Annotated in this window: 22 protein-coding genes; 12 read left to right on the forward strand and 10 right to left on the reverse strand. The window is 70.0% G+C overall.

Annotated elements, in window-relative coordinates:
* The first annotated feature begins 1,023 nt into the window (after positions 1–1,023).
* A complete protein-coding gene (locus NE2_RS37270; RefSeq protein ID WP_063029852.1) occupies positions 1,024–1,902 on the forward strand; it encodes a DUF3710 domain-containing protein in 879 nt (292 codons plus the stop codon).
* A gap of 43 nt (positions 1,903–1,945) precedes the next feature.
* Here NE2_RS37270 and NE2_RS24295 read toward each other — a convergent pair whose 3' ends face one another.
* A complete protein-coding gene (locus tag NE2_RS24295; protein ID WP_063029741.1) occupies positions 1,946–2,674 on the reverse strand; it encodes an alpha/beta fold hydrolase in 729 nt (242 codons plus the stop codon).
* Positions 2,675–2,978: 304 nt separating this feature from the next.
* On the opposite strand from NE2_RS24295, the gene NE2_RS24300 reads away from it, so the two are divergent.
* From NE2_RS24300 to NE2_RS24310, 3 genes are all read left to right on the forward strand, one after another.
* Complete coding sequence (locus NE2_RS24300; protein WP_051756768.1) at positions 2,979–3,401, forward strand: OB-fold nucleic acid binding domain-containing protein; 423 nt, start codon at positions 2,979–2,981, stop codon at positions 3,399–3,401.
* A gap of 180 nt (positions 3,402–3,581) precedes the next feature.
* A complete protein-coding gene (locus tag NE2_RS24305) occupies positions 3,582–4,187 on the forward strand; it encodes a DUF3159 domain-containing protein (RefSeq protein ID WP_063019529.1) in 606 nt (201 codons plus the stop codon).
* Between the two features lie 170 nt (positions 4,188–4,357).
* Positions 4,358–5,017: a sigma-70 family RNA polymerase sigma factor gene (locus NE2_RS24310; protein WP_307617924.1), complete on the forward strand. Its 660-nt coding sequence runs from the start codon at positions 4,358–4,360 to the stop codon at positions 5,015–5,017.
* 6 nt (positions 5,018–5,023) lie between these two features.
* On the opposite strand, the gene NE2_RS24315 is transcribed toward NE2_RS24310, so the two are convergent.
* Both NE2_RS24315 and NE2_RS24320 read right to left on the reverse strand, forming a co-directional pair.
* Positions 5,024–5,728, reverse strand: a complete 705-nt coding sequence (locus NE2_RS24315; protein WP_063029743.1) for a potassium channel family protein — start codon at positions 5,726–5,728, stop codon at positions 5,024–5,026.
* Complete coding sequence (locus NE2_RS24320; protein WP_062998516.1) at positions 5,725–6,396, reverse strand: potassium channel family protein; 672 nt, start codon at positions 6,394–6,396, stop codon at positions 5,725–5,727. Before NE2_RS24320 ends, NE2_RS24315 begins: the two co-directional genes overlap by 4 nt.
* 168 nt (positions 6,397–6,564) lie before the next feature.
* On the opposite strand from NE2_RS24320, the gene NE2_RS24325 reads away from it, so the two are divergent.
* Positions 6,565–8,553: an APC family permease gene (locus tag NE2_RS24325; RefSeq protein ID WP_063019520.1), complete on the forward strand. Its 1,989-nt coding sequence runs from the start codon at positions 6,565–6,567 to the stop codon at positions 8,551–8,553.
* On the forward strand, positions 8,550–9,944 hold the full coding sequence (locus NE2_RS24330; RefSeq protein ID WP_063029745.1) for a class I SAM-dependent RNA methyltransferase: 1,395 nt from the start codon (positions 8,550–8,552) through the stop codon (positions 9,942–9,944). The genes NE2_RS24325 and NE2_RS24330 overlap by 4 nt, the downstream gene beginning before the upstream one ends.
* A gap of 117 nt (positions 9,945–10,061) precedes the next feature.
* Here the strand turns inward: NE2_RS24330 and NE2_RS24335 are convergent, their stop codons facing one another.
* Complete coding sequence (locus tag NE2_RS24335) at positions 10,062–10,805, reverse strand: SIMPL domain-containing protein (protein WP_063909471.1); 744 nt, start codon at positions 10,803–10,805, stop codon at positions 10,062–10,064.
* A gap of 173 nt (positions 10,806–10,978) precedes the next feature.
* Here NE2_RS24335 and dxs point away from each other — a divergent pair, with 173 nt between their 5' ends.
* A complete protein-coding gene (dxs, locus tag NE2_RS24340) occupies positions 10,979–12,874 on the forward strand; it encodes a 1-deoxy-D-xylulose-5-phosphate synthase (RefSeq protein WP_063029747.1) in 1,896 nt (631 codons plus the stop codon).
* 43 nt (positions 12,875–12,917) lie between these two features.
* Entirely contained in the window at positions 12,918–13,721 is an 804-nt protein-coding gene (locus NE2_RS24345; protein ID WP_030517206.1) for an enoyl-CoA hydratase, read from the forward strand.
* Here NE2_RS24345 and NE2_RS24350 read toward each other — a convergent pair.
* Together NE2_RS24350 and NE2_RS24355 are read right to left on the reverse strand one after the other, a co-directional pair.
* Positions 13,709–15,025 (reverse strand): ribonuclease D, encoded by a 1,317-nt coding sequence (locus NE2_RS24350; RefSeq protein WP_084494297.1) that lies wholly within the window; start codon positions 15,023–15,025, stop codon positions 13,709–13,711. The two genes, NE2_RS24345 and NE2_RS24350, sit on opposite strands and share 13 nt — an antisense overlap.
* A gap of 21 nt (positions 15,026–15,046) precedes the next feature.
* Positions 15,047–15,685: a DUF3000 domain-containing protein gene (locus NE2_RS24355; RefSeq protein ID WP_081879712.1), complete on the reverse strand. Its 639-nt coding sequence runs from the start codon at positions 15,683–15,685 to the stop codon at positions 15,047–15,049.
* 119 nt (positions 15,686–15,804) lie between these two features.
* On the opposite strand from NE2_RS24355, the gene hemE reads away from it, so the two are divergent.
* The 3 genes from hemE to hemQ all read left to right on the forward strand — a co-directional run bounded on the left by hemE (position 15,805) and on the right by hemQ (position 19,544).
* On the forward strand, positions 15,805–16,872 hold the full coding sequence (hemE, locus tag NE2_RS24360) for a uroporphyrinogen decarboxylase (RefSeq protein ID WP_063029749.1): 1,068 nt from the start codon (positions 15,805–15,807) through the stop codon (positions 16,870–16,872).
* 152 nt (positions 16,873–17,024) lie between these two features.
* Positions 17,025–18,365, forward strand: a complete 1,341-nt coding sequence (locus NE2_RS24365) for a protoporphyrinogen oxidase (RefSeq protein ID WP_063029751.1) — start codon at positions 17,025–17,027, stop codon at positions 18,363–18,365.
* 483 nt (positions 18,366–18,848) lie between these two features.
* Positions 18,849–19,544, forward strand: a complete 696-nt coding sequence (hemQ, locus tag NE2_RS24370) for a hydrogen peroxide-dependent heme synthase (protein ID WP_030517202.1) — start codon at positions 18,849–18,851, stop codon at positions 19,542–19,544.
* Between the two features lie 208 nt (positions 19,545–19,752).
* Here the strand turns inward: hemQ and msrB are convergent, their stop codons facing one another.
* From msrB to NE2_RS24390, 4 genes are all read right to left on the reverse strand, one after another.
* Positions 19,753–20,208 (reverse strand): peptide-methionine (R)-S-oxide reductase MsrB, encoded by a 456-nt coding sequence (msrB, locus tag NE2_RS24375; protein WP_063029752.1) that lies wholly within the window; start codon positions 20,206–20,208, stop codon positions 19,753–19,755.
* A gap of 57 nt (positions 20,209–20,265) precedes the next feature.
* Positions 20,266–21,603, reverse strand: coding sequence for a glycosyltransferase family 87 protein (locus NE2_RS24380; protein WP_063909472.1), 1,338 nt, complete (start codon positions 21,601–21,603; stop codon positions 20,266–20,268).
* Positions 21,604–21,721: 118 nt separating this feature from the next.
* The gene (locus NE2_RS24385; RefSeq protein ID WP_063029756.1) at positions 21,722–23,287 is read right to left on the reverse strand and encodes an alpha/beta hydrolase; all 1,566 of its coding nucleotides are present in this window, start codon (positions 23,285–23,287) and stop codon (positions 21,722–21,724) included.
* A 32-nt stretch (positions 23,288–23,319) separates the two neighbouring features.
* On the reverse strand, positions 23,320–24,111 hold the full coding sequence (locus NE2_RS24390) for a pyrimidine reductase family protein (protein WP_063029758.1): 792 nt from the start codon (positions 24,109–24,111) through the stop codon (positions 23,320–23,322).
* A 35-nt stretch (positions 24,112–24,146) separates the two neighbouring features.
* Here NE2_RS24390 and zapE point away from each other — a divergent pair, with 35 nt between their 5' ends.
* Positions 24,147–25,166 (forward strand): cell division protein ZapE, encoded by a 1,020-nt coding sequence (zapE, locus tag NE2_RS24395; RefSeq protein WP_063029760.1) that lies wholly within the window; start codon positions 24,147–24,149, stop codon positions 25,164–25,166.
* Positions 25,167–25,202: the final 36 nt, after the last annotated feature.

A 25,202-nucleotide genomic window follows, 5' to 3' on the forward strand; every position in this document is an offset into this window, starting at 1 on the left:
GTCCGTCCGCCGCGGCGCGCGCCGGGCGGACCGCGTCCGGACCTGCCGCCGGTGCCGGCGGATATGGACGACACCGGCCCCATTCCGCGCATCCCTTCCGGCCAGTTGCCGCCGCGGCCGGCGGGCGGAACCGGCGCGATTCCACGCGTTCCCGGCGGCCCGGCGGGTACGGGGGCGATGCCGCGCGTCCCCGGTGGGCCGGTCGGCACCGGAGCCATCCCGCGCGTTCCTGGTGGCCCTGTCGGGAGCGGTGCGACCCCGCGGATTCCCGGCGGTCCGGCGGGAACCGGTGCAACACCTCGGATCCCGGGCGGTCCGGCCGGCACCGGACCCACACCGCGGATTCCCGGCGGCCCGCTGGACTCCGGCGCGATGCAGCGCAATCCCGGTCCACCGGCCGGTACGGGCCCGACTCGACGCAATCCTCCGGGGCCGGGTGGCACGGGTGCCGTGCCGAGAATTCCCGGCGCAGCGCCCGCAACGGGCGGTCCGGTGACGGGTTCGGTCCGGCGGATTCCGCCCGGCGTGAACCCGGCCGGGCCCCCGACGGGTTCGGTGCCACGGCTTCCTCCGGGACCCGGACGTCCGGCGCCGGGCGGTCCGGGTGGTCCCGGCCGACCGGCCCCGGCCGGCTCACCCACCGGGGCTCCGCCTCCACCGCGACGCGCCTCGGAGCCGACGGGTACGCCCGCGCCGACGGTTACCGGCCGGCACCCCGTCGTGCCCGGACGGCAGCGCCCGGATGCCGGTGACGTCGAGTACGGCCACCCGCAGACGGGCCGGCATCGCCCGGTGGAGGCCGAAGCTCCCGGCTATCGCGAGCCCGCGCAGCCGCATCCCGCGGCGCCGGACCCCTACGCCGGGCGCGGGTACGACACCGCCGAATCCGGCCCGGCCACAGGCGGTTTCGCGGTAGCCGACCCCTACCGGCAGTCCTCCGGTGCGCACGGCGGCGACTCGTACGCCGAAACTCCCGGTTACGCCGCTGCCTACGCCGAGGATCCCGTCGAAACCTCCGGCTACGTGGACGATTCCGCATACGCCGGCGCGGAGGCCTACGCCGAGGACGACGCGTACGACGCCGAAAGTCTCGACGACACCGAGGGCTTCGACGACGACGCCGACTACGCCGACGAGTACGACGCCGACGAGTACGAGGACGAGGACCGCGACGCCGGCGAGGGCGAGGATTCCGCACCGCGGACCGGGCCCTTCGATTACGACGAGGTGGCCGAGATTCTCGCCGAGATCTCCGACCAGCATCTCGATCTGGGTTCGGTGCTCCTCCCGGTCCCCGACGGCGGTCAGTTGCAGGTGGAGATGACGCCCGACGGCACGCCGCAGGCGGTTCATCTCGCGACCCCGCACGGACGTCTCACCGTGGCGGCCTACGCGGCACCGAAATCGCCGGGCCAGTGGCGGACCGTCGCCGCGGATCTGGCGGAATCGCTGCGGGCCGACGGCGCGCAGGTCTCGGTCCAGACCGGGCCGTGGGGTCGCGAACTGCACGCGGTGACCGAGGGCGCCGACCTGCGCTTCATCGGCGTCGATGGTTACCGCTGGATGGTCCGGCTGGTGGCGGCGGGGCCCTCGGGTGCCGCCGACGAGGGCGGCCCGCTGGTCGAGGCGGCCCGCGCGATTCTCGCCGAGACAGTGGTGCGCCGCGGCGACGAGCCGATGCCGGTGCGGGAACCGTTGCCGGTGGTGCTGCCGCAGGAACTCGCCGACCAGTTGATCGCGGCGCATCAGCAGCAGGTCGAGGCGCAGCAGCAGGCGCTGGCCGCGCAGGCGGCCGCGGCCGAGGCGGCCGCGACGGGCACCTTCCCGGTGGTCACCGCCGAACAGCAGGGGCCGCGCCGCGGCGCCGAAGGCTCGGCGATGCAGCAACTCGGTCTCAACTGACCGCTTCCGGGCGCCCGCGGTACGGCCGGGCGCCCGGAAGCCGTCAGGCCCGCAGTTCCTGCGTGACCAGGTCCGGGACGCCCCGGGCGCCGAGAATCCCCGGATCGGCGCCGAGCTCGTCGAGCGTGATGCGGTGGATGCGCGCCCGCGGGATCAGCTCGTACCACTGTTCGGCGACGGCGAGCGGATGCACCGGATCGTCGACCGCCGCCACGACGGTGGTCGGAACGCGCAGTGCCGCAAGCGATTCCGCGTCCGGCCAGGCATAGGTGGCGGCCTCTTCCAGCGCCGCCGGCAGATCGGGCCAGTGCGTGCGCCACGACTGGGTCAGCGCCCGGCCCAGCCAGGCCGGGCTGCCCGCGCGCATCCGTTCGATCACGGGTTCCAAGCCGTCGGCGCGCAGCTGGGCCGCGGTGCTCGCCGCGCTGAGCGCCGCCGGGCACCCCGTGATATCGGAGCCGGTCCAGGCCGGCAGGGCCGCGACCACTCCGAACGCTGATTCCGGGTGGGCGCCGGCCCATTCCACCGCGATCGCGGCGCCCAGCGAAATCCCCGCGGCGAGCACCGGCCCGAGGAGGGCCGCCTCGTCCAGCGCCGCCCGGCAGCTCGCGACCACGGCCCGCGGCTGCGGCTCCACCGCGATGAACGGCAGATCCATTGCGGCACAAGCGGGTTCGAACGCTCGCCGGGCGAAGTCGGCATCGGATCCGGTGCCCGGCAGGGCGACGACGACGGCCGGGCGCGAGCCGTCGGCTCGGGGTAGTTCTGCCACGGCCGCAGCCTAGCCGCTGGGCCGGGTAAGCCTCGCCCCTCCGATCACCGGCGGAGTCCGGCGTCCGGCCCGCCCTTCCGATGCGTGAAAAACGTGTTGTCGACCACTCGAATCCGAGGGTTCGCGCGCGGATCGGCGGGGAACCCAGCAAACGGTGCGGTCAGCGCCGTGACGGTGGTGCCGGGCTCCCGTAGCGAGGGGGCCCGGGTGCATCTACAGTGGCGGTGTACGGCCCATCAGCCGGTCGTGTGGGAAACCGACGACGTGTGACCCACGCCGTCTGTAGTGCAGGAAGTGTTGCAAGATGCCTTTCACAGGCGGAAACAAGGCGGGTTCCGGTGCCGCGGGCAAGGTAGGCCCCGACAGCGGTTATTTCCGGCGTCTGGGGCGTCGTCTGACGGCCGATCTCGACGTACTCGATGCGGAGGAGCTGGCGGAGACCTCCGAAGCGTCGGGCGCGTGCAGGGCGGCGGAATGCCGACGTGGCGAAGAGGTCACCATGCTGGGGCGATTGCGCAGTGTGGAGGCCTGTCCGAAGTCGGCCAGCGCTTCGGTGGAGGCCGAATTCTTCGACGGTACCGACGCGGTGACCCTGGTATGGATCGGCAGGCGCCGCATACCCGGTGTCGAATCGGGACGCCGTATCCTGGTCCGTGGCCGCATCGGTGAACGCGATGGCGCCAAGGTGATGTTCAACCCCTACTACGAACTCCGCGAGAATTCCTGACGTATGCCGATACCCCACAACGACGAGGGCGCCGACCCGGCCGCCGTGGCCGGACTCCGCGCGAACCCCGTTGCGGGGCGCGGCCGTCACCGCCTGCGCGAGCCCGGCGGTGATGCCCCGCGTCATCCGGCCGCCGACGAGGACGACGATGCCTACACCGGCGAGGACCGCGAGGAGGAGATCGAGCAGACGCTGCTCGAGCAACTCGGTGGTATCAGCGGACTGATCTACTCCACGCTGCCGGTGGTGGTGTTCGTCCCCGCCAATACGCTGTGGGGCCTGACGGCCGCCATCTGGGCGGCGCTGGCCACCGCCGCCGGTGTCCTGATCTGGCGGCTGATCCGCCGGTCGCCGATCCAGCCGGCGATCTCCGGGTTCATCGGTGTCGCGGTCTGCGCCTTCATCGCCCACCGCACCGGCGCCGCGAAGGGCTACTTCCTCTTCGGCATCTGGGCGAGTCTGGTCTACGCCGGGGTCTTCCTGGTGTCGTTGCTGGTGCGCTGGCCGCTGGCCGGCGTGATCTGGGGTGTGCTGAACGGCCACGGCCACAGCTGGCGTTCGGATCGGCGCGCGATGCGACTCTACGATCTGGCCACGGTGGTGTGGGTGATCGTCTTCGGCGCCCGGTACCTGGTGCAGAACCATTTCTACGACACCGACAGCACCGGCTGGCTGGCCGCCGCCCGCATCGCGATGGGCTGGCCGTTGACCGCGGTCGCGCTGCTGGTGACGGTGTGGGCGGTGCGCCGCGCCGGCCATATGCCGGTCTCCTCGGCCACCGAATAGCGCGCCGAACGGTATCGGCGGACCGAACCGACTCCTAGTCGGGTAATGCCCCCAATTCTGGGGGCGGACAACGATGGGGTGGGCAGAACCCACCCCTGGGGTATCTATTCCACGAACCGGATTCGGCGCACGATCGTGTCAGTCAGTAGCGATCGGCGAGAGGATCCCCGGTGGATACCGAGAACGACACGGTGACGGCGTCCGGCCCGGCGAAGGGTGCGGGAGTCCGTTCGCCGAGATCGGCGCCCGCGGGGTCCGACAGCCGCCGCGCCGCAGCCGAACTGGACCGCCTGATCGGCCCGGCCGCCGCGGGCGACCAGCGCGCGGTCACCGAGATCATCCGGATCGTGCACCCGCTGGTGCGCCGCTATTGCGCCGCGCGCGTCGGAAGCAGCAACAATCCGCACGTCACCGCGGACGACATCGCGCAGGAGATCTGTATCGCGACCGTCACCGCGATTCCCCGCTACCGCGATCAGGGAAAATCGTTCCTGGCGTTCGTCTACGGCATCTCCGCCAACAAGGTGGCCGACGCGTTCCGCCGCGCCCAGCAGCATCCGTCCTATCCGGTGGCCGAATTCCCCGACACCGCCTCCACCGCACCGGGACCCGAGGAGCTGGCGCTCAACCTGGAACGCCGCCAAGCCACCCGCGAGCTGATGAAGATTCTCGCGCCGGCCCATCGGGAGGTGCTGGTGATGCGGATCGTGCTCGGCTGGACGGCCGCGCAGACCGCCGAGGCCATCGGCACGAGTCCCGGCGTGGTCCGGGTCATGCAGCATCGCGCGCTGACCAAGCTGCGCGCGCAACTGCTCCCCGAAACCGCCTGAGCGGATTCAGATCGCGGCGGGCGGCTCCGCGCCGGCGGGAGTCGCGCCCGCCGGTTCCGTGGCCAGACTGCGGCGCAGTTCGTCCTCGGCCTCCACCGTGGACACGAACAGCAGCTCGTCCTCGCCTTCCAGCGGATCGTCGGGCTGGGGGACGATCACCCGGCCGCCGCGCAGGATCGTCACCAGGGCGACGTCGCGGGGCAGGGCGAGCGTACGCACCGCGCGACCGGCCAGCGCGGTGTCGGTGGGCAGGGTGATCTCGACGAGGTTCGCCTGACCCTGACGCAGCGTCATCAGCCGGACCAGGTCGCCGACCGAGACCGCTTCCTCGGCCAGCGAGGCCAGCAGCCGCGGTGTCGAGACCGCGACGTCCACACCCCAGGAACCGTCGAACAGCCACTCGTTGCGCGGATCGTTGACCCGCGCGACCACGCGGCGCACCCCGAATTCGGTCTTGGCGAGCAGGCTGAACACGAGATTGGCCTTGTCGTCGCCGGTGGCCGCGATCACCACCTCGTAGTCCTGCAGGCCCGCTTCCTCGAGCAGTTCGAGTTCACAGGCGTCGCCGTGCATCCAGACGGCCGAGGGGGCGACCGTCGGGTCGATATGGTCGAGCCGGCGCTCGAGCAGGGTGACCCGATGCCCGCCCCGCAGCAATTCCTGGGCGATGGAGCGGCCGACGGCGCCTGCTCCCGCGATCGCTACGTTCACGACTTGTCCTCGCTCGAAGGGGCGGTGGCGGCGACGGCGACGGCCTCGCCGACCTTGTCGGAGACGGCGGCGATGTAGACCGTGTCGTCGGCCTGCAGCACCGTTTTGCTGGTGGGCAGCAGCGCCTGCCCGAAGCGGACCAGGAAGGCCACCCGCACCGGCACCGCATCCTCCAGATCCCGCACGGTACGCCCGTACCAGTCCTCGTGCAGGACGAGTTCGGTGACCGATCCGGTGCCCGTGGGGTCGCGCCAGGTGGCGGTGGTTTCGTCACCGGTGAGCGTGCGCAGGAACCGGTCGGTGGTCCACGGCACGGTGGCGATGGTGGGAATGCCGAGCCGCTCGTAGACCGCCGCGCGCTTGGCGTCGTAGATGCGGGCCACCACCCGTTCGACCCCGAAGGTCTCGCGGGCCACGCGTGCGGAGATGATGTTGGAGTTGTCGCCGTTGGACACCGCGGCGAACGCGCCCGCGCGCTCGATGCCCGCGCGGGTCAGCACGCCCCGATCGAAGCCGACGCCGGTGACCCGTTCACCGGGAAAGTCCTTGCCCAGGCGCAGGAATGCGCCCGGATCCCGGTCGATCACGGCTACCTCGTGGCCGATCCGGACCAGGGCGCGTGCCAATGCGGAGCCGACTCGGCCGCACCCCATGATCACTACGTACACCGTGTCAACCCCAATTCCGCCGAAAACCGTGGTGTGCGGTCTGGTTCCCTCTCGAGGGAACCGTACCCGTTGACGGTTCCCCGCAGCATGTTCCCCCATCGGCCGGGACCGAAACGCGAGTGAACCGCCCGCTATGTCACATCCGGTCCTGCCCTTATGCTGTGCCGAGTGTCCAAGTTGACGACGGCCGTCAAGCGTATGGTGGTCGGCCGCCCTTTCCGTAGCGATTCCCTGGGACATACCCTGCTGCCCAAGCGGATCGCGCTGCCCGTCTTCGCCTCCGACGCTCTGTCATCGGTGGCGTACGCGCCCGAGGAGATCTTCCTCGTGCTCTCCACGGCGGGTTTGTCCGCCTACGTCTACACGCCGTGGATCGGGCTGGCGGTCGCGACCGTGATGGCGGTCGTGGTCGCCAGTTATCGGCAGAATGTGCACGCCTATCCGTCCGGTGGCGGTGACTACGAGGTTGCGACGGTCAATCTCGGCCCGATGGCCGGGCTCACCGTCGGCAGTGCGTTGATGGTCGACTACGTCCTCACCGTCGCGGTGTCGATCTCCTCGGCGGCGTCGAACATCGGGTCCGCTGTGCCGTTCGTGTCCACCCACAAGGTGCTGTTCGCGGTGGCGGCGATCGTTCTGCTGACCGCCATGAATCTGCGCGGGGTGCGCGAATCGGGGACCACGTTCTCGATTCCCACCTACGGCTTCATGATCGGGATCTTCCTGATGCTGGCCTGGGGGGCGGTACGGATCTTCGTCTTCGGCGACGACCTGCACGCCGAATCCTCCGGATTCGGTCTCAACGGCAACGAATCACATCTGCAGGGCATCGCGTTCACCTTCCTCATCGCGCGCGCGTTCTCCTCCGGATGTGCGGCGCTGACCGGCGTGGAGGCGATCAGCAACGGCGTGCCCGCGTTCCGCAAGCCGAAATCCCGCAATGCCGCCACGACACTGCTGATGCTGGGCGTCATCGCCGTCACCCTGCTGATGGGCATCATCCTGATGGCGCGCAAGCTCGGTGTCGTCTTTGCGGCGAACTCGTCCGATCTGGTCGGGGCGCCGGCCGGTTATGAACAGAAGACGCTGGTCGCTCAGCTGGCGCACACGATCTTCGACGGTTTCCCGCTGGGCTTCTTCTACATCACCATCGTCACCGCGCTGATCCTGGTGCTGGCCGCGAACACCGCCTTCAACGGCTTCCCGGTGCTCGGCTCGATCCTGGCGCAGGACCGGTTCCTGCCCCGGCAGCTGCACACCCGTGGCGACCGGCTGGCGTTCAGCAACGGCATCCTGTTCCTCTCCGGCGCCGCGATCGCGTTCGTGGTGCTGTTCGGCGCCGAGGTGACGCGGCTCATTCAGCTCTACATCGTCGGTGTGTTCGTCTCGTTCGTGCTGAGCCAGACCGGCATGCTGCGGCACTGGACGCGGCTGTTGCGTACCGAAACCGATCCGGCGGTGCGCCGGCGGATGCTGCGCTCACGCGTCATCAACGCCATCGGCCTGACCATGACCGGCGCCGTGCTGATCATCGTGCTCATCACGAAATTCCTCGCCGGCGCCTGGATCGCGATCGTCACCATGGCCGCGATCTTCGGCCTGATGCGGCTGATCCGCCGCCACTACGACACCGTTGGGCGCGAACTCGAGGAGCAGGAGTTCACCGGGGTGCTGCCCAGCCGCACCCATTCGATCGTGCTGGTATCGAAACTGCATCTGCCGACGCGGCGCGCGCTCGCCTACGCCCGGGCCACCCGGCCGGACACGCTGGAGGCGGTCACCGTCAACGTCGACGAACCCGACACCCGGGCGCTGGTGCGGGAGTGGGCCGACAGCGATATTCCGGTGCCGCTCAAGGTGATCGAATCGCCCTACCGCGAAATCACCAAGCCGGTGGTGGATTACGTGAAGCGGGTGCGCAAGGATTCGCCGCGCGATGTGGTGACGGTCTTCATCCCCGAATACGTGGTCGGCCACTGGTGGGAGCAGTTGCTGCACAACCAGAGTGCGCTGCGGCTCAAGGGCCGGTTGCTGTTCGAGCCGGGCGTGATGGTGACGAGCGTGCCGTGGCAGCTGAGTTCGTCGGCCAAGGCACGCCGCCCCGAAGTGGTCAACGCCCCGGGCTCGGTTCGCCGCGGTTACGAGGATCGTTCGTGAGTGCCGGGCCGGACTGGTCCGGACGCACCCCGCAGGTGCGGCTGGGACCACCCGGCCACGGTGGTTTCTGCGTCGCCCGGCACGAGGGCCGGGTGCTCTTCGTCCGGCACGGTCTGCCCGGGGAACTGGTGCGTGCCCGGGTGACCGAGGACCGCGGCGGCTCGTTCTGCCGCGCCGAGGCGATCGACATTCTGGAAGCGTCGCCGGACCGCGTGCCGCCGAATTGCCCGGTCTCGGGTCCCGGCGGCGCCGGCTGCTGCGATTTCGCCTTCGCCACCCCGCAGGCGCAGCGTGCCCTGAAGGCGTCGGTCGTCCGCGAGCAGTTGCGGCGGCTCGCGCATTGGGAGACCGACATCGTCGTGGAAATGCTCCCGGTGCGCGAGACCGGTCTCGGGTCCCGGGCGGGTGGTGCGGGACGCTCCCGCGGGCCGGCGACCGGGTCCGAGCCGGATGCCGAACACCGGCTCCGCGAGGATGCGACCGTGGTCGTCCCCGGCGCCGAGGCGCCCGAGGTGGGGTGGCGCACTCGGGTGCGATTGGTTGTCGATGCCGAGGGACGCGCCGGCGTACACCGGTATCGCAGCAGTGACGTGATCACGGATTTGCGCTGCCCCCAACCTGTTTCGGGCGCGATGGACGGCATCGCCGACCGCGCGTGGACTCCCGGCGCCGAATTGGTGATCGCCGTCGACGCGGACGGCCTGCGCCATATCGTGGAAGTCGCGCCGCCGGCCGCACCCCCGCGGCGTGGAGGCGATCGCCGCGCGACCGCCGCGCGCCGTGCCGCCGCCCACGCGCGGCGCGCGGAACGCGTGGTGTCCGGCAGCGGACGGGCGGTGCAGTATGTGGCCGGTCGCCGCTGGGAGGTCTCGGCGACCGGCTTCTGGCAGCCGCATCGCGATGCTGCGCAACGCTATTCGGATGTGGTGGCCGAGTGGGCCGACCTCGCTCCGGGCGCCACCGCATGGGATTTGTACTGCGGTGCCGGTGTCTTCGCCGCGCGCCTGGCCGAGCAGACCGGTCCCGGCGGATCCGTGCTCGGCGTCGAATCCGCGCGCTCGGCGGTGGCCGACGGCGCCGCTGCCCTGCGCGACCTGCCCGCCGTCGACCTGCGCTCCGATCGGGTCGAACGCTGGATCGCCGCCCAGGATCGCGCCCCCGAGGTCGTCGTCCTCGATCCGCCGCGTGCGGGCGCCGGGAAACAGGTCATCACCCCGCTCACCGCCGCCGCGCCCGCGCGCATCGTCCACATCGGTTGCGATCCAGCGGCTTTCGCGCGGGACGTGGGCCTCTACCGGGAGGCGGGTTACCGAGTACGCGAGCTGCGCGCCTTCGATGCCTTCCCCGCGACGCATCACGTGGAGTGCCTGGCGCTGTTCGAACGGGCGTAGACAGCGGCGGCGCCGTCGACGAGTCGGCCGGTAATCCCGCCGGACAGGCGTCGCGGTCGTACGTGACGGGGGAGCTGTCGGAGACGGCGTCCTGCTGCCGGCGAGATCTGTTGCGGTTCAATTCAACTGCCAGGTCGCCCGCAGATCCGCGGTGACCTCGTGCTCACCGTATTCGACCGGAACCGGGGCGCCCGGGGCCGCTGATCGAGCGGCGACGAAACGGATGTCGCCGCGGGGTTCCGGTGTCGCCGAGGCGTTTTCGGTGATCTCCAGCACCGGTCCGAGCGCGCGTTCGGCGCGGGCCGCGTAGCGGCGGGCGCGGTCGAGGGCGTCGTCCCACGCCGCTTCGCGGGCGCGGATCAGCAGGTCGGCGCGGTCGGCGACGGTGAGGTTCAGCCCGCCCAAGCGGACATCGTCGCCCCCGGCCTCCACGGCCCGGGCGATCACGGCCGCGGGATCGGCGGCCGCGTGATCGGAAGCTGTGGCTGCGCCGGCGGCGGCGGGATCGGCCGGGATGCGCAGGTTCACTGTCAGCGAGGTGGTCGCCACGTACCCGGTGATGCGTGTGCCCTCGTTCTCGGTCCACGTCGTCTCGGTCCGCACGGACAATCCGGTGGTGGCGATATCGCTCGCGGCGACGCCGTCGGCGCGCAGGGCGCCGGTGACCGCCGCGGTGCGTTCACCGGCCCGGCCGTAGGCCGCCGCCACCGCCTCGGCGCGCGTTTCGATCGAGATCGATACCTGCATCCGATCGGGCGTCGCCGTGGCCACCCCGTGACCGAACGTCGTGACGGTGGCGGGACGGGAAATATCGGCTCGCTGCTGCGCTGAAGTATCGGCTCGCTGCTGCTCGGCGGTCATATCGTCCTTCCTGCGGGCGGGACGGGCAGTCACCCACTGTAATGCGGGTGATCTATGTCGAGCCTCACACCGATATCGGATGTCGCAGCTCGCCGGTCGTTCCCGTCGTCGGGGCCCGACGCGGCTCCGTAGACTGTTCGAAACAGATGAGCCACGGAGAGGGAGCGAGAACGGTGGGAGTTCTTTCCCGGGTCGATACGCCCGAGGACCTGCGCCGGCTGACGGTGCCGCAGCTGCGCGAGCTGGCCGAGGAGATTCGGGAGTTCCTGGTCCGCAAAGTAGCGGTGACCGGCGGTCATCTGGGCCCGAATCTGGGGGTGGTGGAATTGACCATCGCCCTGCACCGGGTCTTCGACTCCCCGGCCGATCCGATCATCTTCGACACCGGCCACCAGGCCTACGTGCACAAGATCCTCACCGGCCGCAAGGACAAATTCGATCGGCTGCGCAAACAGGGCGGCCTGTCCGGCTACCCGAGCCGCGCCGAGAGCGAGCACGACTGGGTGGAGTCCTCGCACGCCTCGGCCTCGCTGTCCTATGCCGACGGTCTGGCCAAGGCCTTCGCGCTGACCGGGCAGGATCGCCACGTGGTCGCCGTCGTCGGTGACGGTGCGCTCACCGGCGGCATGTGCTGGGAGGCGTTGAACAATATCGCCGCGGGCCCGGATCGGTCGCTGATCATCGTGGTCAACGACAACGGCCGCTCGTATTCGCCGACCATCGGCGGATTGGCCGACCGGCTGACCGCGCTGCGCATGCAACCGGTCTACGAACAGGCGCTCGACGCCACCAAGCGCTTCGTCCAGGGCATTCCGCGCGTCGGCAGCTCGGCCTATTCGATGCTGCACGCGCTCAAGGCCGGCATCAAGGACGCGGTCGCCCCGCAGGAGCTGTTCAGCGATCTCGGGCTCAAATACGTCGGCCCGGTGGACGGGCACGATCCGGTGGCGCTCGAGGCCGCGCTGCGCCGCGCCAAGGATTTCGGCGGCCCGGTCGTGGTGCACGCGGTGACGCTCAAGGGCCGCGGATATCAGCCCGCGGTCGACCACGTCGCCGACCAGATGCATTCCATCGGCGCCATCGACCCCGAGACCGGACAGCCGACCGGCGGCAAGACCGTCGGATGGACATCGGTGTTCTCCGAGGAACTGATCCGCCACGGTGAACAGCGCGACGATATCGTCGCCCTCACCGCCGCCATGTCGGGGCCGACCGGGCTCGCGCCGTTCGGTGAGCGGTTCCCCGACCGGCTGTTCGATGTGGGTATCGCCGAGCAGCATGCGATGACCTCAGCCGCCGGACTGGCGCTGGGGGGTCTGCATCCGGTGGTGGCGATCTACTCGACCTTCCTCAACCGCGCCTTCGATCAGCTGCTGATGGATGTGGCGCTGCTGAAGCTGCCGGTGACCCTGGTGCTGGACCGCGCCGGCATCACCGGTGACGACGGCGCCAGCCACAACGGCATGTGGGATCTGTCGGTGCTGGGCATCGTGCCCGGCATCCGCGTCGCCGCCCCGCGCGATGCGGTGACCCTGCGCGAGGAACTGGCCGAGGCGCTGGCCGTCGCCGACGGGCCGACCGCCCTGCGTTTCCCGAAAGGTCCTGTCGTCGAGGAGGTTTCGGCGCTGGAACGGCTCGACGGTGTCGACGTGCTCCGGATGCCGGAAGGGTCCTCGGCGCAAGCGGTGCGCGGTGACGTCCTGCTCGTGGCGGTAGGCGCGCTCGGCGCCACCGCGGTCGCCGCGGCGGATCTGCTGGCGGATCGTGGGGTTTCGGTGACGGTGGTGGACCCGCGCTGGGTGCTGCCGGTCTCCGACACCATCGTCAAACTGGCCGAGAACTATCGCATGGTGGTCACCGTCGAGGACGGCGGCCTGCACGGCGGTATCGGATGCACCGTCTCCGCGCGGCTGCGCGATTCCGGACTCGACGTGCCGACTCGCGAGCTCGGCGTGCCGCAGCAGTTCCTCGAGCACAGCTCGCGCGCCCAGATCCATCAGGAGCTGGGCCTGACGGCCGAGAACATCGCCGAGCGCGTTACCCGGTGGCTGACCGGTGGTGCGGTGTAGATTCTGAAACCGGTTACAGTTTTCGTCGCCGGTAGGAGTCTGCATGTCGTTCGTGCTCGTCGAGAAGCCTCGCCCGCAGATCGCGCTGGTCACCCTGAACCGGCCCGAACGCATGAATGCCATGGCGTTCGACGTCATGATCCCGCTGCGGGAGACGCTCGAGTCCGTGGCCGCCGACAACGAGGTCCGCGTCGTCGTGCTTACCGGCGCGGGCCACGGGTTCTGCTCCGGCGCCGATCTGCAGGGCGCCGGCCGGGTCCCGAATATCGAGGGCCTCACCCGCACCACCGTGGCGCGGCGTTCGATGGATCTGCTCGACAATGTGATGACCACGCTGCGGCGCATGCATCAGCCGGTGATCGCGGCGATCAACGGGGCCGCGATCGGCGGTGGGTTCTGCCTGAGTATGGCCACCGATATCCGCATCGCATCGGAGCAGGCCTATTTCCGTGCCGCCGGCATCAACAACGGACTGACCTCCGCCGAACTCGGCATCAGTTACCTGTTGCCGCGCGCGATCGGCGCCTCCCGCGCCTTCGAGATCATGCTGTCCGGCCGTGACATCGACGCCGCCGAGGCCGAGCGGATCGGCTTGGTCTCCCGCACGGTCGCCGCCGACAAACTTCTCGACACGTGTTACGAACTGGCCGAACGCATCATCGGCTACAGCCGGGTCGGCACCGAGCTCACCAAGCGGATGCTGTGGAGCGGGATGGAGGCCGGCAGCCTGGAATCACATATGCAGCACGAAGGTACGGCGCAACTGTACGTGCGGCTGACCACCGAGAATTTCGACGAGGCCATCCGCGCGCGCCGCGACCGGCGCACACCGGTCTACGAGGACTGAGCCGGCTCCGGGAACAGCGCCGCGGCCAGCTCGGGAACCGCCAATTCGCGTTGCCAGGTCCGGGCGCCCCCGGCCTCGAGATATTTGTCGATCACGGCCGCGGGGTCCGGCGGCGTTGCGCCGGTGCGGAATTCGGGCATCCCGTCCCAGCACAGCCGGCGCAACAGATCGGGAGTCAGCAGATTCTCCACCGGCACCGCGTGTCGTTCCGACAGTCCGTTCATCGCCGCTCGGGCTGCCGCCAGGCGAGCCGCTGCGACCGGATCGCGGCGCTCCCAGCGATTGACCGGCGGCGGACCGTCGAACGGCTGCGACATCGGCGGCAACTCCGAATCCGGCAGCGCGCGAGCACGTTCCACCGCGGTGAGCCATTCCCGCGAATATCTGCGCTGCCGCGGACCACCGAACACCGGCAGGGCGCGCAACTGCGGCACCGTCTTCGGATCCGCCTGTGCCGCGGCGATGATCGCCGAATCCGGCAGAATCCGCGCCGGGGCCACATCGCGATGACGCGCGATACCGTCACGCGCCGTCCACAATTCGCGGACGGTCGCGAGCTGCCGCGCCCGCCGCAGCGTGTGGATGCCCGAGGTGCGTCGCCAGCGATCCGGCTTCGGCGGCGCGGGCCGGGCGGTGCGCACATGGTCGAATTCCTGTGCGGCCCAATCGGATTTACCCTGATCGCTCAGCGTTGCCGCGACCTCGTCGCGCAATTCGACCAGCAGTTCCACGTCCAGGGCCGCGTAGTTGAGCCAGTCCTGCGGCAGCGGCCGGGTCGACCAGTCGGCCGCGCCGTGTCCCTTGCGCAGTTCCCGGCCCAGCAGCCGCGCCACCATAGCGGCCAATCCGACCCGCTCGAATCCGGCCAACCGGCCACCCAGTTCGGTGTCGAACAGCCGGGCCGGTCGCAGCCCCAGTTCGGCCAGGCACGGCAGGTCCTGGTCGGCCGAGTGCAGCACCCATTCCAGGTCGTTGATCACCGCCGCCAAGGCGTCCACCGCGGCCGGATCCGGAATCGGGTCGATGAGGAAGGTCCCGCTGCCGCGCCGGCGCAATTGGATCAGATAGGCCCGGTTGGAGTAGCGGAATCCGGAGGCGCGTTCGGCGTCGACGGCCAGCGGGCCGGAACCGGCGGCCAGCGCGGCGGCCGCTTCCGCGATCTCACGGGCGGAATCGAGAACCGGAGGAATGCCGTCGGCCGGGGCGAGCAGAGGAACCACGCTGTCCGCGTCCTGCTGCGCGGGCTGGTGCTGCGATGCGGGTGATGTCCTCGCGAGGGTGTCGGACTCGTCGGCTTCGGGCATAGCCCGAACTCTACGTGTCGCTCAGAACTGGTCGTCGGCAATCTGCGGATGCGGCCGCAAATGGGTGATGCCGGCCGGGGGCAGTCCCGCCGCGTAGGCCAGCACCTCGCAGAACGCCTCGACATGCGGGGCCAGCTGGGGTGAACCGACCGTCCACGAGGCGCGCAACTCCAGCTGATAGGCGCGCGGCGGCCCGGCGATATCGCCGTAGCGGACCGAACTCGTGGAGGTCACCGTGCCGCCGAGCGCCGTGAACTCCTCGCCGCGCGATTCCAGGGCGTCGACCAGCCAGCTCCAGGCGACCTCCGGCAGCAGCGGATCGCCGGCCAGGGCCGCGTCGATATCGGCCTGGATGTAGGCCACCAATCGGAAAACGCCGTGCCAGGCCTCGTGCCCGTTCGGGTCGTGCAGCAGGATCAGGCGACCGAAGGCGTCGTCGTCGGAATCGACCGGGATGACATTGGTGTCGGGATGCTTGACCTCGGCTCCGATGGCGTACGAATAGGGTGCCAGGCGTTGTGGGGGCCGGATCGGTGCGAGCTCGATCCGAGGATGGACGGATGCGGTGCCCATCGCATCGACCGCGGCGCGAAACTGGGCTGGTTCGCTGTCAGGGCCCGGGGTCGGTGCGGCGCCGTCGCGGAAGTCGAGCGGTGTCACGACTGTGAACGGTAGACCTCTCCGGTGTCCGGCACGCGGAGGCGCGCCGCTACGGGCGCTGTGACCGGGCGTGGACGGCCGCGCGGGTAGGCGCCCGGCGGCGGCATACGATAGCGGGGATGAGCACACCAACCCGCCGCCGCTTGCCCGATGCGCCCTTCCTCGCCGCCGCCACCGGCGCCGGACCCGGCCGCCGTCCCGTCTGGTTCATGCGGCAGGCCGGACGGTCCCTGCCCGAGTACCGCGAACTACGCGCGGGCATCGGGATGCTGGAGTCGTGTTTCGATCCGGAGCTGGTGTGCGAGATCACGCTGCAGCCGATCCGCCGCCACGGTGTGGACGCGGCAATCCTGTTCTCCGACATCGTCGTTCCGCTCAAGGCGGCCGGCATCGAGCTCGATATCGTGCCCGGCGTGGGGCCGGTGATCGCGAATCCGGTGCGCTCGGTCGACGATGTGCGCGCGCTGCCGCGGCTGCGCCGCGAGGAGGTCGGCGCGATCACCGACGGTGTGCGGCTGTTGCTCGACGAACTCGGCGAGACGCCGCTCATCGGATTCGCCGGTGCCCCTTTCACTCTCGCGTCCTATCTGGTGGAGGGCGGCCCCAGCCGCAACCACGAGCGGACCAAGGCGCTGATGCTCGGCGACCCGCAAACCTGGCACGCGCTGCTCGGTGTGCTCACCGATATCACCGTGGAATTCCTGCGCGCCCAGATCGGGGCCGGGGTGGACGCGGTGCAATTGTTCGACTCGTGGGCGGGCGCGTTGTCGCTGGCGCAGTACCGGGAATTCGTTCTGCCGCATTCGGAACGGGTTTTCGCCGAGATCGGGCAGGCTGGTGTGCCGCGTATCCACTTCGGGGTCGGCACGGGTGAACTGCTGGGTGCGATGGGGGAGGCGGGAGCCGATGTCGTCGGCGTCGATTGGCGGGTGCCGCTGACTGCCGCCGCGCGCCGCGTCGGGCCCGGAAAAGCCTTGCAGGGCAATCTCGATCCGGCCGTCCTGTTCGCGGGCAGCGAGGTCGTCGAGCGTGAGATCCGCCGCATCGCCCACGAGGCCGACGAGGCGATCACCCTCGGCGCCACCGGTCATATCTTCAACCTGGGCCACGGCGTGTTGCCCGACACCGACCCCGGCGCCATCACCGCGGCGGTCGAACTGATCCACAGCCTGCCCACGCCGCTGTAAGCCGCCATCGTCGCCAGTGGTGCGGCGGACGCACGCACTTGGAACCGTGAGCGTGGCATCGAGGCGGTACCCGGGCGCCCCTCGCGAGGCGAGTACGTTGCAGGGGTGCGGTAGCGTCGCGCGCCGGCGCGGGGACGAGTTGAGGAGCAGGTATGCGGGTCGTGGTGGTCGGTGGCGGGATCAGTGGTCTGGTCGCGGCGTATCGGCTGCGAGTGGCCCTCGGCTCGGAGCTCGAACTGGTGCTGGTGGAGCGGCGCGACCGGGTCGGTGGCATTCTGCACACCGGTGAGCTGGCAGGGGAGCCGGTGGATCTGGGCGCGGAGGCGTTCGTGGGCCGACGGCCCGAAATCCCGGCGCTGCTCGCAGAGTTGGGGCTGACCGAGCAACTGGTGCATCCGGCCGGGCGGCGACCGTTGATCTGGTCCGGCGGCACCGCCCACCCACTGCCCGAAGGCACGCTGATGGGCATTCCCGCCGGGCCCGATGCCGTGGCCGGCCTGGTGGACGCCGAGACGCTCGACCGGATCGCCGCCGAGCCGAGTCGGCCGCTGCGCTGGGAACGCGGCGGCGACGTGTCGGTCGCCGAACTGGTCGGCGACCGTTTCGGTGCGCAGGTGGTGCAACGCAGTGTCGATCCGCTGCTGGGCGGGGTGTATGCCGGGCGCGCGGAGTCGATCGGGGTGCGCGCGGCGCTGCCGCCCCTGGCCGCCGCCCTCGACGCCGGCGCCCCGAATCTCACCCGGGCGGTCGCCGACGCCCTGCCGCCGCCGTCCACGGCCCCGGTTTTCGGCGGCCTGCGCGACGGATATCGGGTCCTGCTCGACGCCCTGCGGGAGGCCGCCGCGCCGAAGGTCGAAACCGATACGGCCGCAACGGGTCTGGTGCGTACGGCCACCGGCTGGCGGATCGATCCGGTCGGCGAGGCCGACGCGGTGATCCTCGCCACCCCGGCGCCCGTCACCGCCGAGTTGCTACGGTCGGTGGCCCCGGAAGCAGCCGCGGCCGCGGCCGGTATCGAACTGTCCTCATCCGCCGTGGTCGCCCTGGGCCTGCCGGCCGACACCCCACTGCCCGACAATTCCGGCATTCTGGTCGCCACCGGAGAACCGTTGCGCGCCAAGGCCTTTACCCTCTCCAGCCGCAAATGGCCGCATCTGGCCGAGCGCGACGTGGCGCTGGTACGCGCCTCGTTCGGCCGCTTCGGTGACGACACTCCGCTGAGCTGGTCGGACGATGATCTCGTCGCGGCAGCCGTGGCCGACCTCTCCACCGTGACCGGTCTCGCGATCCACCCCGAAACGGCCCTGGTGCAACGCTGGCGCGGCGGCCTCCCGCAGTACGCGCCCGGCCACACCACTCGCATCGCCGAAGTGGAATCGGCGGTTGCCGCACTGCCCGGCCTCGCGATCGCCGGTGCGTACCTGCACGGCGTCGGCGTCCCGGCCTGTGCGGCCTCGGGAACCGCTGCGGCGCAACGCATTCTGGCCCGGTGATCGATTCGGCGTGCCGCCGGCCTGCCTCGCCCGGCGAGGCGACGCCGGGAATACCGTTGCGCGACGCGCCGTAGTGGACAAGCGGGCTGCAGGGCGCCCGCGCCGCGCGTCGGCTCGTTTTCGGGAACAGACCTGCCGAACGACCCGTGCTCCTGTCCGGCCTTCCGGCGGGCTGCCCAGGTCGGTGGAAGACTGGCTTCCGAGCGGCCCGGTCGGCTGCGGCGGCGGCGCACAGCAATGCCGGTGCCGAGTGACCAGCCGACTGTCCCGTGCAGAACCCGATCGGCCCGCATCGGCCCGGGAAGACAGGCCTGCGATCCCACGCTCTCCCTCGCCGATTGCGGGCTGTCGACGCGCATCGAACGGGTGGCGGACAACCGATATCGGCCGACTGCGTGCGGGCGCCTGTACGCGAAGCGACCGTGCCGAACAACACGGGTGCGGGCGTTCTGCTGGAAACCGCCCAGTGGCACGATGGAGGCTATGGCGCGACTCGATTACCAAGCTCTCAATTCGACCATCCGGTATCTGATGTTCTCGGTGTTCCAGGTCAAACCCGGAGTGCTGGGGGATCAGCGCGACACCGTGGTCAAGCAGGCGCGGGAATTCTTCGACTCGCTCGAGGAGCGTGGCGTCGTGGTCCGCGGGCTCTACGACGTGGCGGGTTTGCGCGCCGACGCCGATTTCATGATCTGGTGGCATGCCGAGAGGATCGAGGATCTGCAGGCCGCCTACGCCGATTTCCGGCGCACCACCGATCTGGGGCGCGCGAGCACGCCGGTGTGGAGCAACGCCGCCCTGCATCGCCCCGCGGAGTTCAACAAGAGCCACATTCCGGCCTTCCTGGCCGGCGAGGAACCGGGCAACTACATCTGCGTCTACCCGTTCGTGCGCTCCTACGACTGGTACCTGCTGCCCGACGAGGAGCGTCGCCGCATGCTCGCCGACCACGGCAAGCAGGCCCGTGCCTATCCGGACGTGCGGGCCAACACCGTGGCCTCGTTCGCCCTCGGCGACTACGAGTGGATTCTCGCCTTCGAGGCCCCGGAACTGCACCGCATCGTCGACCTGATGCGCGATCTGCGTGCCACCGACGCCCGCAACCACGTGCGCGAGGAGATTCCGTTCTTCAGCGGCCCGCGCGTGGATGTCGAGCAGCTGGTCAACGCCCTGCCCTGAGCCTCGACGCCCTGCCCTGAGCCTCGAAATCACCGCCCTGAGCGGTGCGATCCGCCGGTGCCCCCGGAATTCGGGGCGTGCCGGGATGCGACCGGGCCCGTAGGGTCTTCCCGTCAGCTCGGTCGCGCGCCTGCTCGGCGCGCGATCCGCAGCGGTCGGCGGATCGCATCCGGCACTCTCGGGCGGTGAGTTTTTACCGGCGCCGCGATCAGCCCGCCGCGTCGTCCGAGGGGTGCAGGCGCAGCGCGATCGAGTTGATGCAATACCGCTTGTCGGTGGGGGTCGGATAACCCTCGCCCTCGAAGACGTGCCCGAGGTGGCTGTGGCAGTTGGCGCACACCACCTCGACCCGGCGCATCCCCAGCGAGTCGTCGGCCCGCAGAATCACCGCATCGGAATCGGCCGGATCGAAGAACGACGGCCACCCGCAATGCGAATGGAACTTCTCGGTGCTGCGGAACAATTCGGCGCCGCAGGCCCGGCAGGTGTAGACGCCGGTGGTTTCGGTATCGGTGTATTCACCGGTGAAGGCGCGTTCGGTGCCCGCTTCGCGCAGCACCGCGTATTCCTGCGGGGTCAGCCGCGCCCGCCACTGCTGCGGGCTCAGCTCGATCTTGGGTGCCGGAAGCGATGAAGTCGCGGGCGAACCATCCTGTGAGCTCATGACGCGAGTCTAGTGGCGTCGCGCGACCATCCTCGGGACGCGACCGATCACCGCAGGTCAGCGCAGTGCACCGGCCTCCGGCTGCGCCGTCGGTTCCCTGGTGTCGTCGTCGGGCAGCGGTTCGTGGCGATCGATGCGTGGCGCCGGATCGGCAGTCGCGGCCGGAGCCTTGGTGGTCGTCTCGGGCAACAGGAACGCCGGTTCGATCCCCGAATCCAGCCGGCCCTCGCGCCGCGCCGCGAGATACCGGTCGCCGAGGACGCAGAACGTCACGATCAGCAGCAGCGCCCAGCCGAAGGTGACGCGCAGGTACTCGAGCGCCCGCCCGGTGCTCTGCCAGTGGTCGAGCAGCCATTTGTCGTAGGTCATGAACCCGAAGATCGCCAGCCAGGCCGGCCAGTTGCGCAGCACCGAATTGCGCAGCACCACCGTCATGAGGAACGGGAACAGCATCATCGAGTAGTACTGCTGTCCCAGACCCGACAGCAGCCAGGACGCGATCAGGATGATGCCGGCGGTGGTGCAGACGAAGAACACTTCGTCCTCGCGGCAGTACCGGTACAGCAGCCACAGCGAGATCAGCACCAGCACACCGAGCACGATGCGCATACTCCAGGTCAGCCATATCGGCAGTCCGTAGTACTCGGCATTGCCCGCGATCGCGCTGTTGAAGTAGTCGCGCGATTTGAGCAGATAGGGCAGCGTGCGATGGACGAAGTCCATCGGATCCTTGGTCAGCGGCCACGCGACCGCCATCAGCACCACCGGCACGCCGATCGCGGTGATGAACACCTGCCACTGGCGGCGCGCCAGCGGTATCAGCAGCATCGGCGCCAGCGTCGGTTTGACCGCGATCGTGAGTCCCATGACCAGCCCGGCCAGCAGATCGCGCCGTTGCAACAGCAGGTGGATGAACAGCACCTCGGCCAGCAGCAGGCACCCGTTGACATTGCCGAAACCCAGTGTGTTGATGACGGTTTCGGAGGCGAACATCAGCAACAGCAGCAGCGGCGCGGCCACCGATTTCGTCGAGAATTTGAACAGCCGCAGCAGCAGATACCAGGCCAGGATGATCGCCACCGCGTTGAGCGCGATGAAGCACCAGCGCGATTTCTCCGGGTCGATCAGCGCGAGCGGCGCGATCAGCAGGGTGCCGCTGGGTGGGTACAGATAGTGCGGGTCGACCAGGTCGAAGTTCTCGCCGTAGATGGCGCGCCCGTTGAGGAAGGCCAGCGACGCCTTGTAGACCGGTGCGAAATCGTCGGTGATGGAGAAGTTGGTCCCTTTGACGATGACCTGATGCAGCACTGTGAGGATCGCAAACGGCCACAGTGCGAAGTTGAACACTTCGGCGGTGGTGCGAGCGGTGCGCGGCTCGAGCTGACGAAGGAACACTGGGGCACGGTACACCGGAAACCTGCGCGATGGTTGCGCGGACCCGCCGTCGGGCGTGCGGGTGACCGCTTTTGCCGGGTGTGCGCCCGGCCACTTCGTGCGTGGCCGCACGATAACCTCAGGCCGGGCAGGCGGTGCCGTCGGCGGGCAGCGTGCCGTCCTCGAGATAGCCGGCGATGTTCTGCTGCGCACAGCCCGAATGGGTGAACACCGGATGCCCCCAGCCCTGCCACTGCACGGTGGAGGTGCGCGCGCCCGCCGCACCCAGCGCGCCGGTGACCGAGGATCGCCCGTCGCCGCCGACGACGGGATCGGCGGCCGTACCCAGCACCAGCACCGGCAGGGTGAACTTGTCCGGCAGGCGCGGCGCCTGCGTCACCGGCCACGCCGAACATTCCATCAGTCCGGTCGCCGCCGTCTTACCGAAGGCGGGATACTTGGCAGCCCACTCGATCTCGAGCTGCTTGGCGCGGTCGGGGGTGGCGGGCTGCTGGTTGTCGCTACAGCGGGAGACGAATTGCCCGTCGGCTCCCACCGCTGCCGCCTCCCGGGTGACCAGAGCCTGCAAAGGCCCCTGATCGCCGCGTCCGGCCGCCGAGAGGGCATCGGCCAGTTCGGTGGTGCGCGCGGCCTGATCCGCGCGCGGGTCGCCGAGGAACGCGGTGATCGTGGTGGTCAGCGCCGATGCCGACAGGGCGCCGAGTTGTCCCGCTCCCGCCCGGTTGATCAGATCGGTGATCGCGGCCCGCGGATCCGCGCCCAGTGCGCATCCGAGATCGGCGCAGCGGCGGGCGAATCCGGTCAGCGCCGCCTCGGCGCCCTTCACCTGCTGTTCGGTGCGCGTCACCGCATCGGTGTTCGCCGGTTCCGGCGAATCGAGCACCAGCCGGGCCAGCCGGTCGCCGAATTTGGCGGCGTAGCTCAGCGCCACGCGCGCGCCGTTTCCGGTGCCCAGCAGATCGATGTGGTCGACCTGCCACTGCTTGCGCAGTTGTTCGATGTCGTCGGCGGCGTGCGGGGCGTCGAAGGTGCCCTGATAGGGCTGCAGGAAGTCCTGGCAGGCGACGGTGGCGTTCTGGCTCAGGGTCGCCACCGCATCCACCCGGTCGCCGCCACCGGGGGCGAACTGGCCGTTGTCGGCCAGCCCCTGCCGGGTGTCGTCGGGCAGGCAGTCGATCGGCTGGGAGCTGCCGATACCGCGCCGATCCACCCCTACCACCGGCCGGCTCGCCAGAATCGCCGCGCCCGGCCCGGAGACCAGACCGGCGACGGTCGCGGTGGAGGATCGATCGCCGCCGGAGGTCACTACCAGCGGTGCCGCGTCGGCGGGCGTCTGCGGCGTGCGCGCGCGGACCGCGGCGATGCGAAAGGTGCCCAGGACCGTGCCGCCGGAATCGATCGGCGCCGAGAACTCCGCGCAGTCGAAACTCACCCCGGCCGGCGGCGCCCCGGTGCCCAGCGAGCTGAAGGTCGGTGCCGCGCAATCGTGCCAGGCCAGATCGGTTTTGGGGACCTGCGCCTGCGGTGGCGCCGCCGGCGCGGCGCTGGTACTGGTGGCCGGGCCCGAGCCGCCGTGCGGTTGTTCCACCGCCACGCCCGGTCGCTGCGACGGCCCGGCACCACAGGCGGTGGTCAGCAGAACCGTCAGCGACGATGCCAGCAGAGCGGCGCGAGTCCAACGCATGCGCTACAGCCTGCCAGGTCCGGTGCGCCGTTTCAGCCTTGGGTGCGGCTGCGCTCCCACCGCGTCAGCACCGTGCCGTCGTCGTCGATCAACGCGTGGCGCAGGCTCATCGGGGTCGGCAAGGCATTGGGCGACACCGCGATTCGGCCCGCCGTGCCGCCGACCAGCAGCGGTGAGACGGTCAGGCACAACTCGTCGACCGCGCCCGCGCCGATCAGTTCGCCGAACAGCGACGGGCCGCCCTCGCACAGCACCCGCAGCAGTCCGCGCTCGCCCAGCACCCGGCGGATGTCGGCGGCGGTGACGGTGCTCTGCCCGGCCTCGATCACCTCCGCGCCGGTCTCGGCGAGCAGGCGTTTGCGTTCGCCGTCGGCAGCGGCGGTGGTGAGGATCATCGGCCGGCGCTGGGTGTCGGTGAACAGCCGGCACGCCGGATCCAGCGCCGCGCTCGCCGTCACCACCGCGACCGGCGGCGGCGCACCGTCGCGCGCCCCGCCCAGCCCGTGGTGGTGCAGGCGCATACGCCGCCGGGAATCGGTGCGCGCACCGCCGTAGTTCTCCACGCGCGCGGTCCCGGCGCCGACGACGATCACGTCGGCCAGATCGCGCAGGATGGCGAAGACGGTGGCGTCGGCGGGCCGGCCCAGGGCGCCGGAGCGGTCGTCGACGGTGACCGCGCCGTCGAGGCTGGCGATGAAGTTGACCCGGATCCACGGCCGTTCCAGGGCCGCCGGATAGGTGTAGAGCTGAACCAGGTCGGTGATCTCGCCGGCACCGCCGGTGGTCAGTGCTGTGAACTGGATCGCATCGGGGACACGCTGCATAAGGTCCGATCACACCACGTCAGTACGCTACGAGCGTGCAACAACGCCTCGTCGATCGTCATCCGGAGGTTCCGGCCGATCAACTCATCGCCCAGATGGTGCCGCCGCCCACGTTCGACGAGGTGAGTTTTGCCTCCTACATTCCCGATCCCAAGGAGCCGAGCCAGGCCGCGGCCGTGCGCGCGGCCGAGGATTTCGCCGCGCGGGTGGGCAAGATTCATGCCGCCGCCGGTAAGAAGTCGCTGTTCGGGAAGAAGAAGCAGGTCGACGGCGCCGGGCTGTATCTCGACGGCGGATTCGGTGTCGGCAAGACGCACCTGCTGGCCTCGATCTTCCATGCCTCCCCGGGTTTGAAGTCGTTCGGCACCTTCGGTGAGGTGACGAATCTCGTGGGCGCCCTGGGCTTCACGAACGCGGTGGAACGTCTGGGCGGCAACAGCGTGCTGTGCATCGACGAATTCGAACTCGACGATCCGGGCGACACCATGCTGGTGTCGCGGCTGCTCACCGAACTGACCGCGCGCGGCGTGTCGGTGGCGGCGACCTCGAACACGCTGCCCGATCAGCTCGGTGAGGGCCGGTTCGCCGCCCAGGACTTCCTGCGCGAGATCCGCAAACTGGGTTCGCTGTTCGACACCGTCCGCGTCGACGGCCCCGACTACCGCCACCGCGATCTGCCGCCCGCGCCGGAACCCACCGAACCGGCGTTGCTGTCGGAAAAGGCCGCGGCCACAACGAATTCCACGCTGGACGACTTCGACGCACTGCTCACACACCTGAGCACGCTGCATCCGTCGAAGTACGGTTCGCTGATCGCCGGGGTGTCGGCGGTCTATATCTCGGCGGTGCACACCATCACCGATCAGGCGGTGGCGCTGCGGATGGTGGTGCTGGCCGACCGGCTCTACGACGCCGGGACGCCGGTCACCGTGTCGGGCGCGCCGCTGGACAAGATCTTCTCCGAGGAGATGCTCGGCGGCGGCTACCGCAAGAAGTATCTGCGCGCGATCTCGCGCCTGCTGGCGCTGTCGCGATTCGAGGTCCCGGCGGGCTGATCCCGGTTCGTACAGCGTACTGTCGGGAGGCGAATT

This window comes from Nocardia elegans NBRC 108235, assembly GCF_001612845.1.
Lineage (GTDB): Bacteria > Actinomycetota > Actinomycetes > Mycobacteriales > Mycobacteriaceae > Nocardia > Nocardia nova.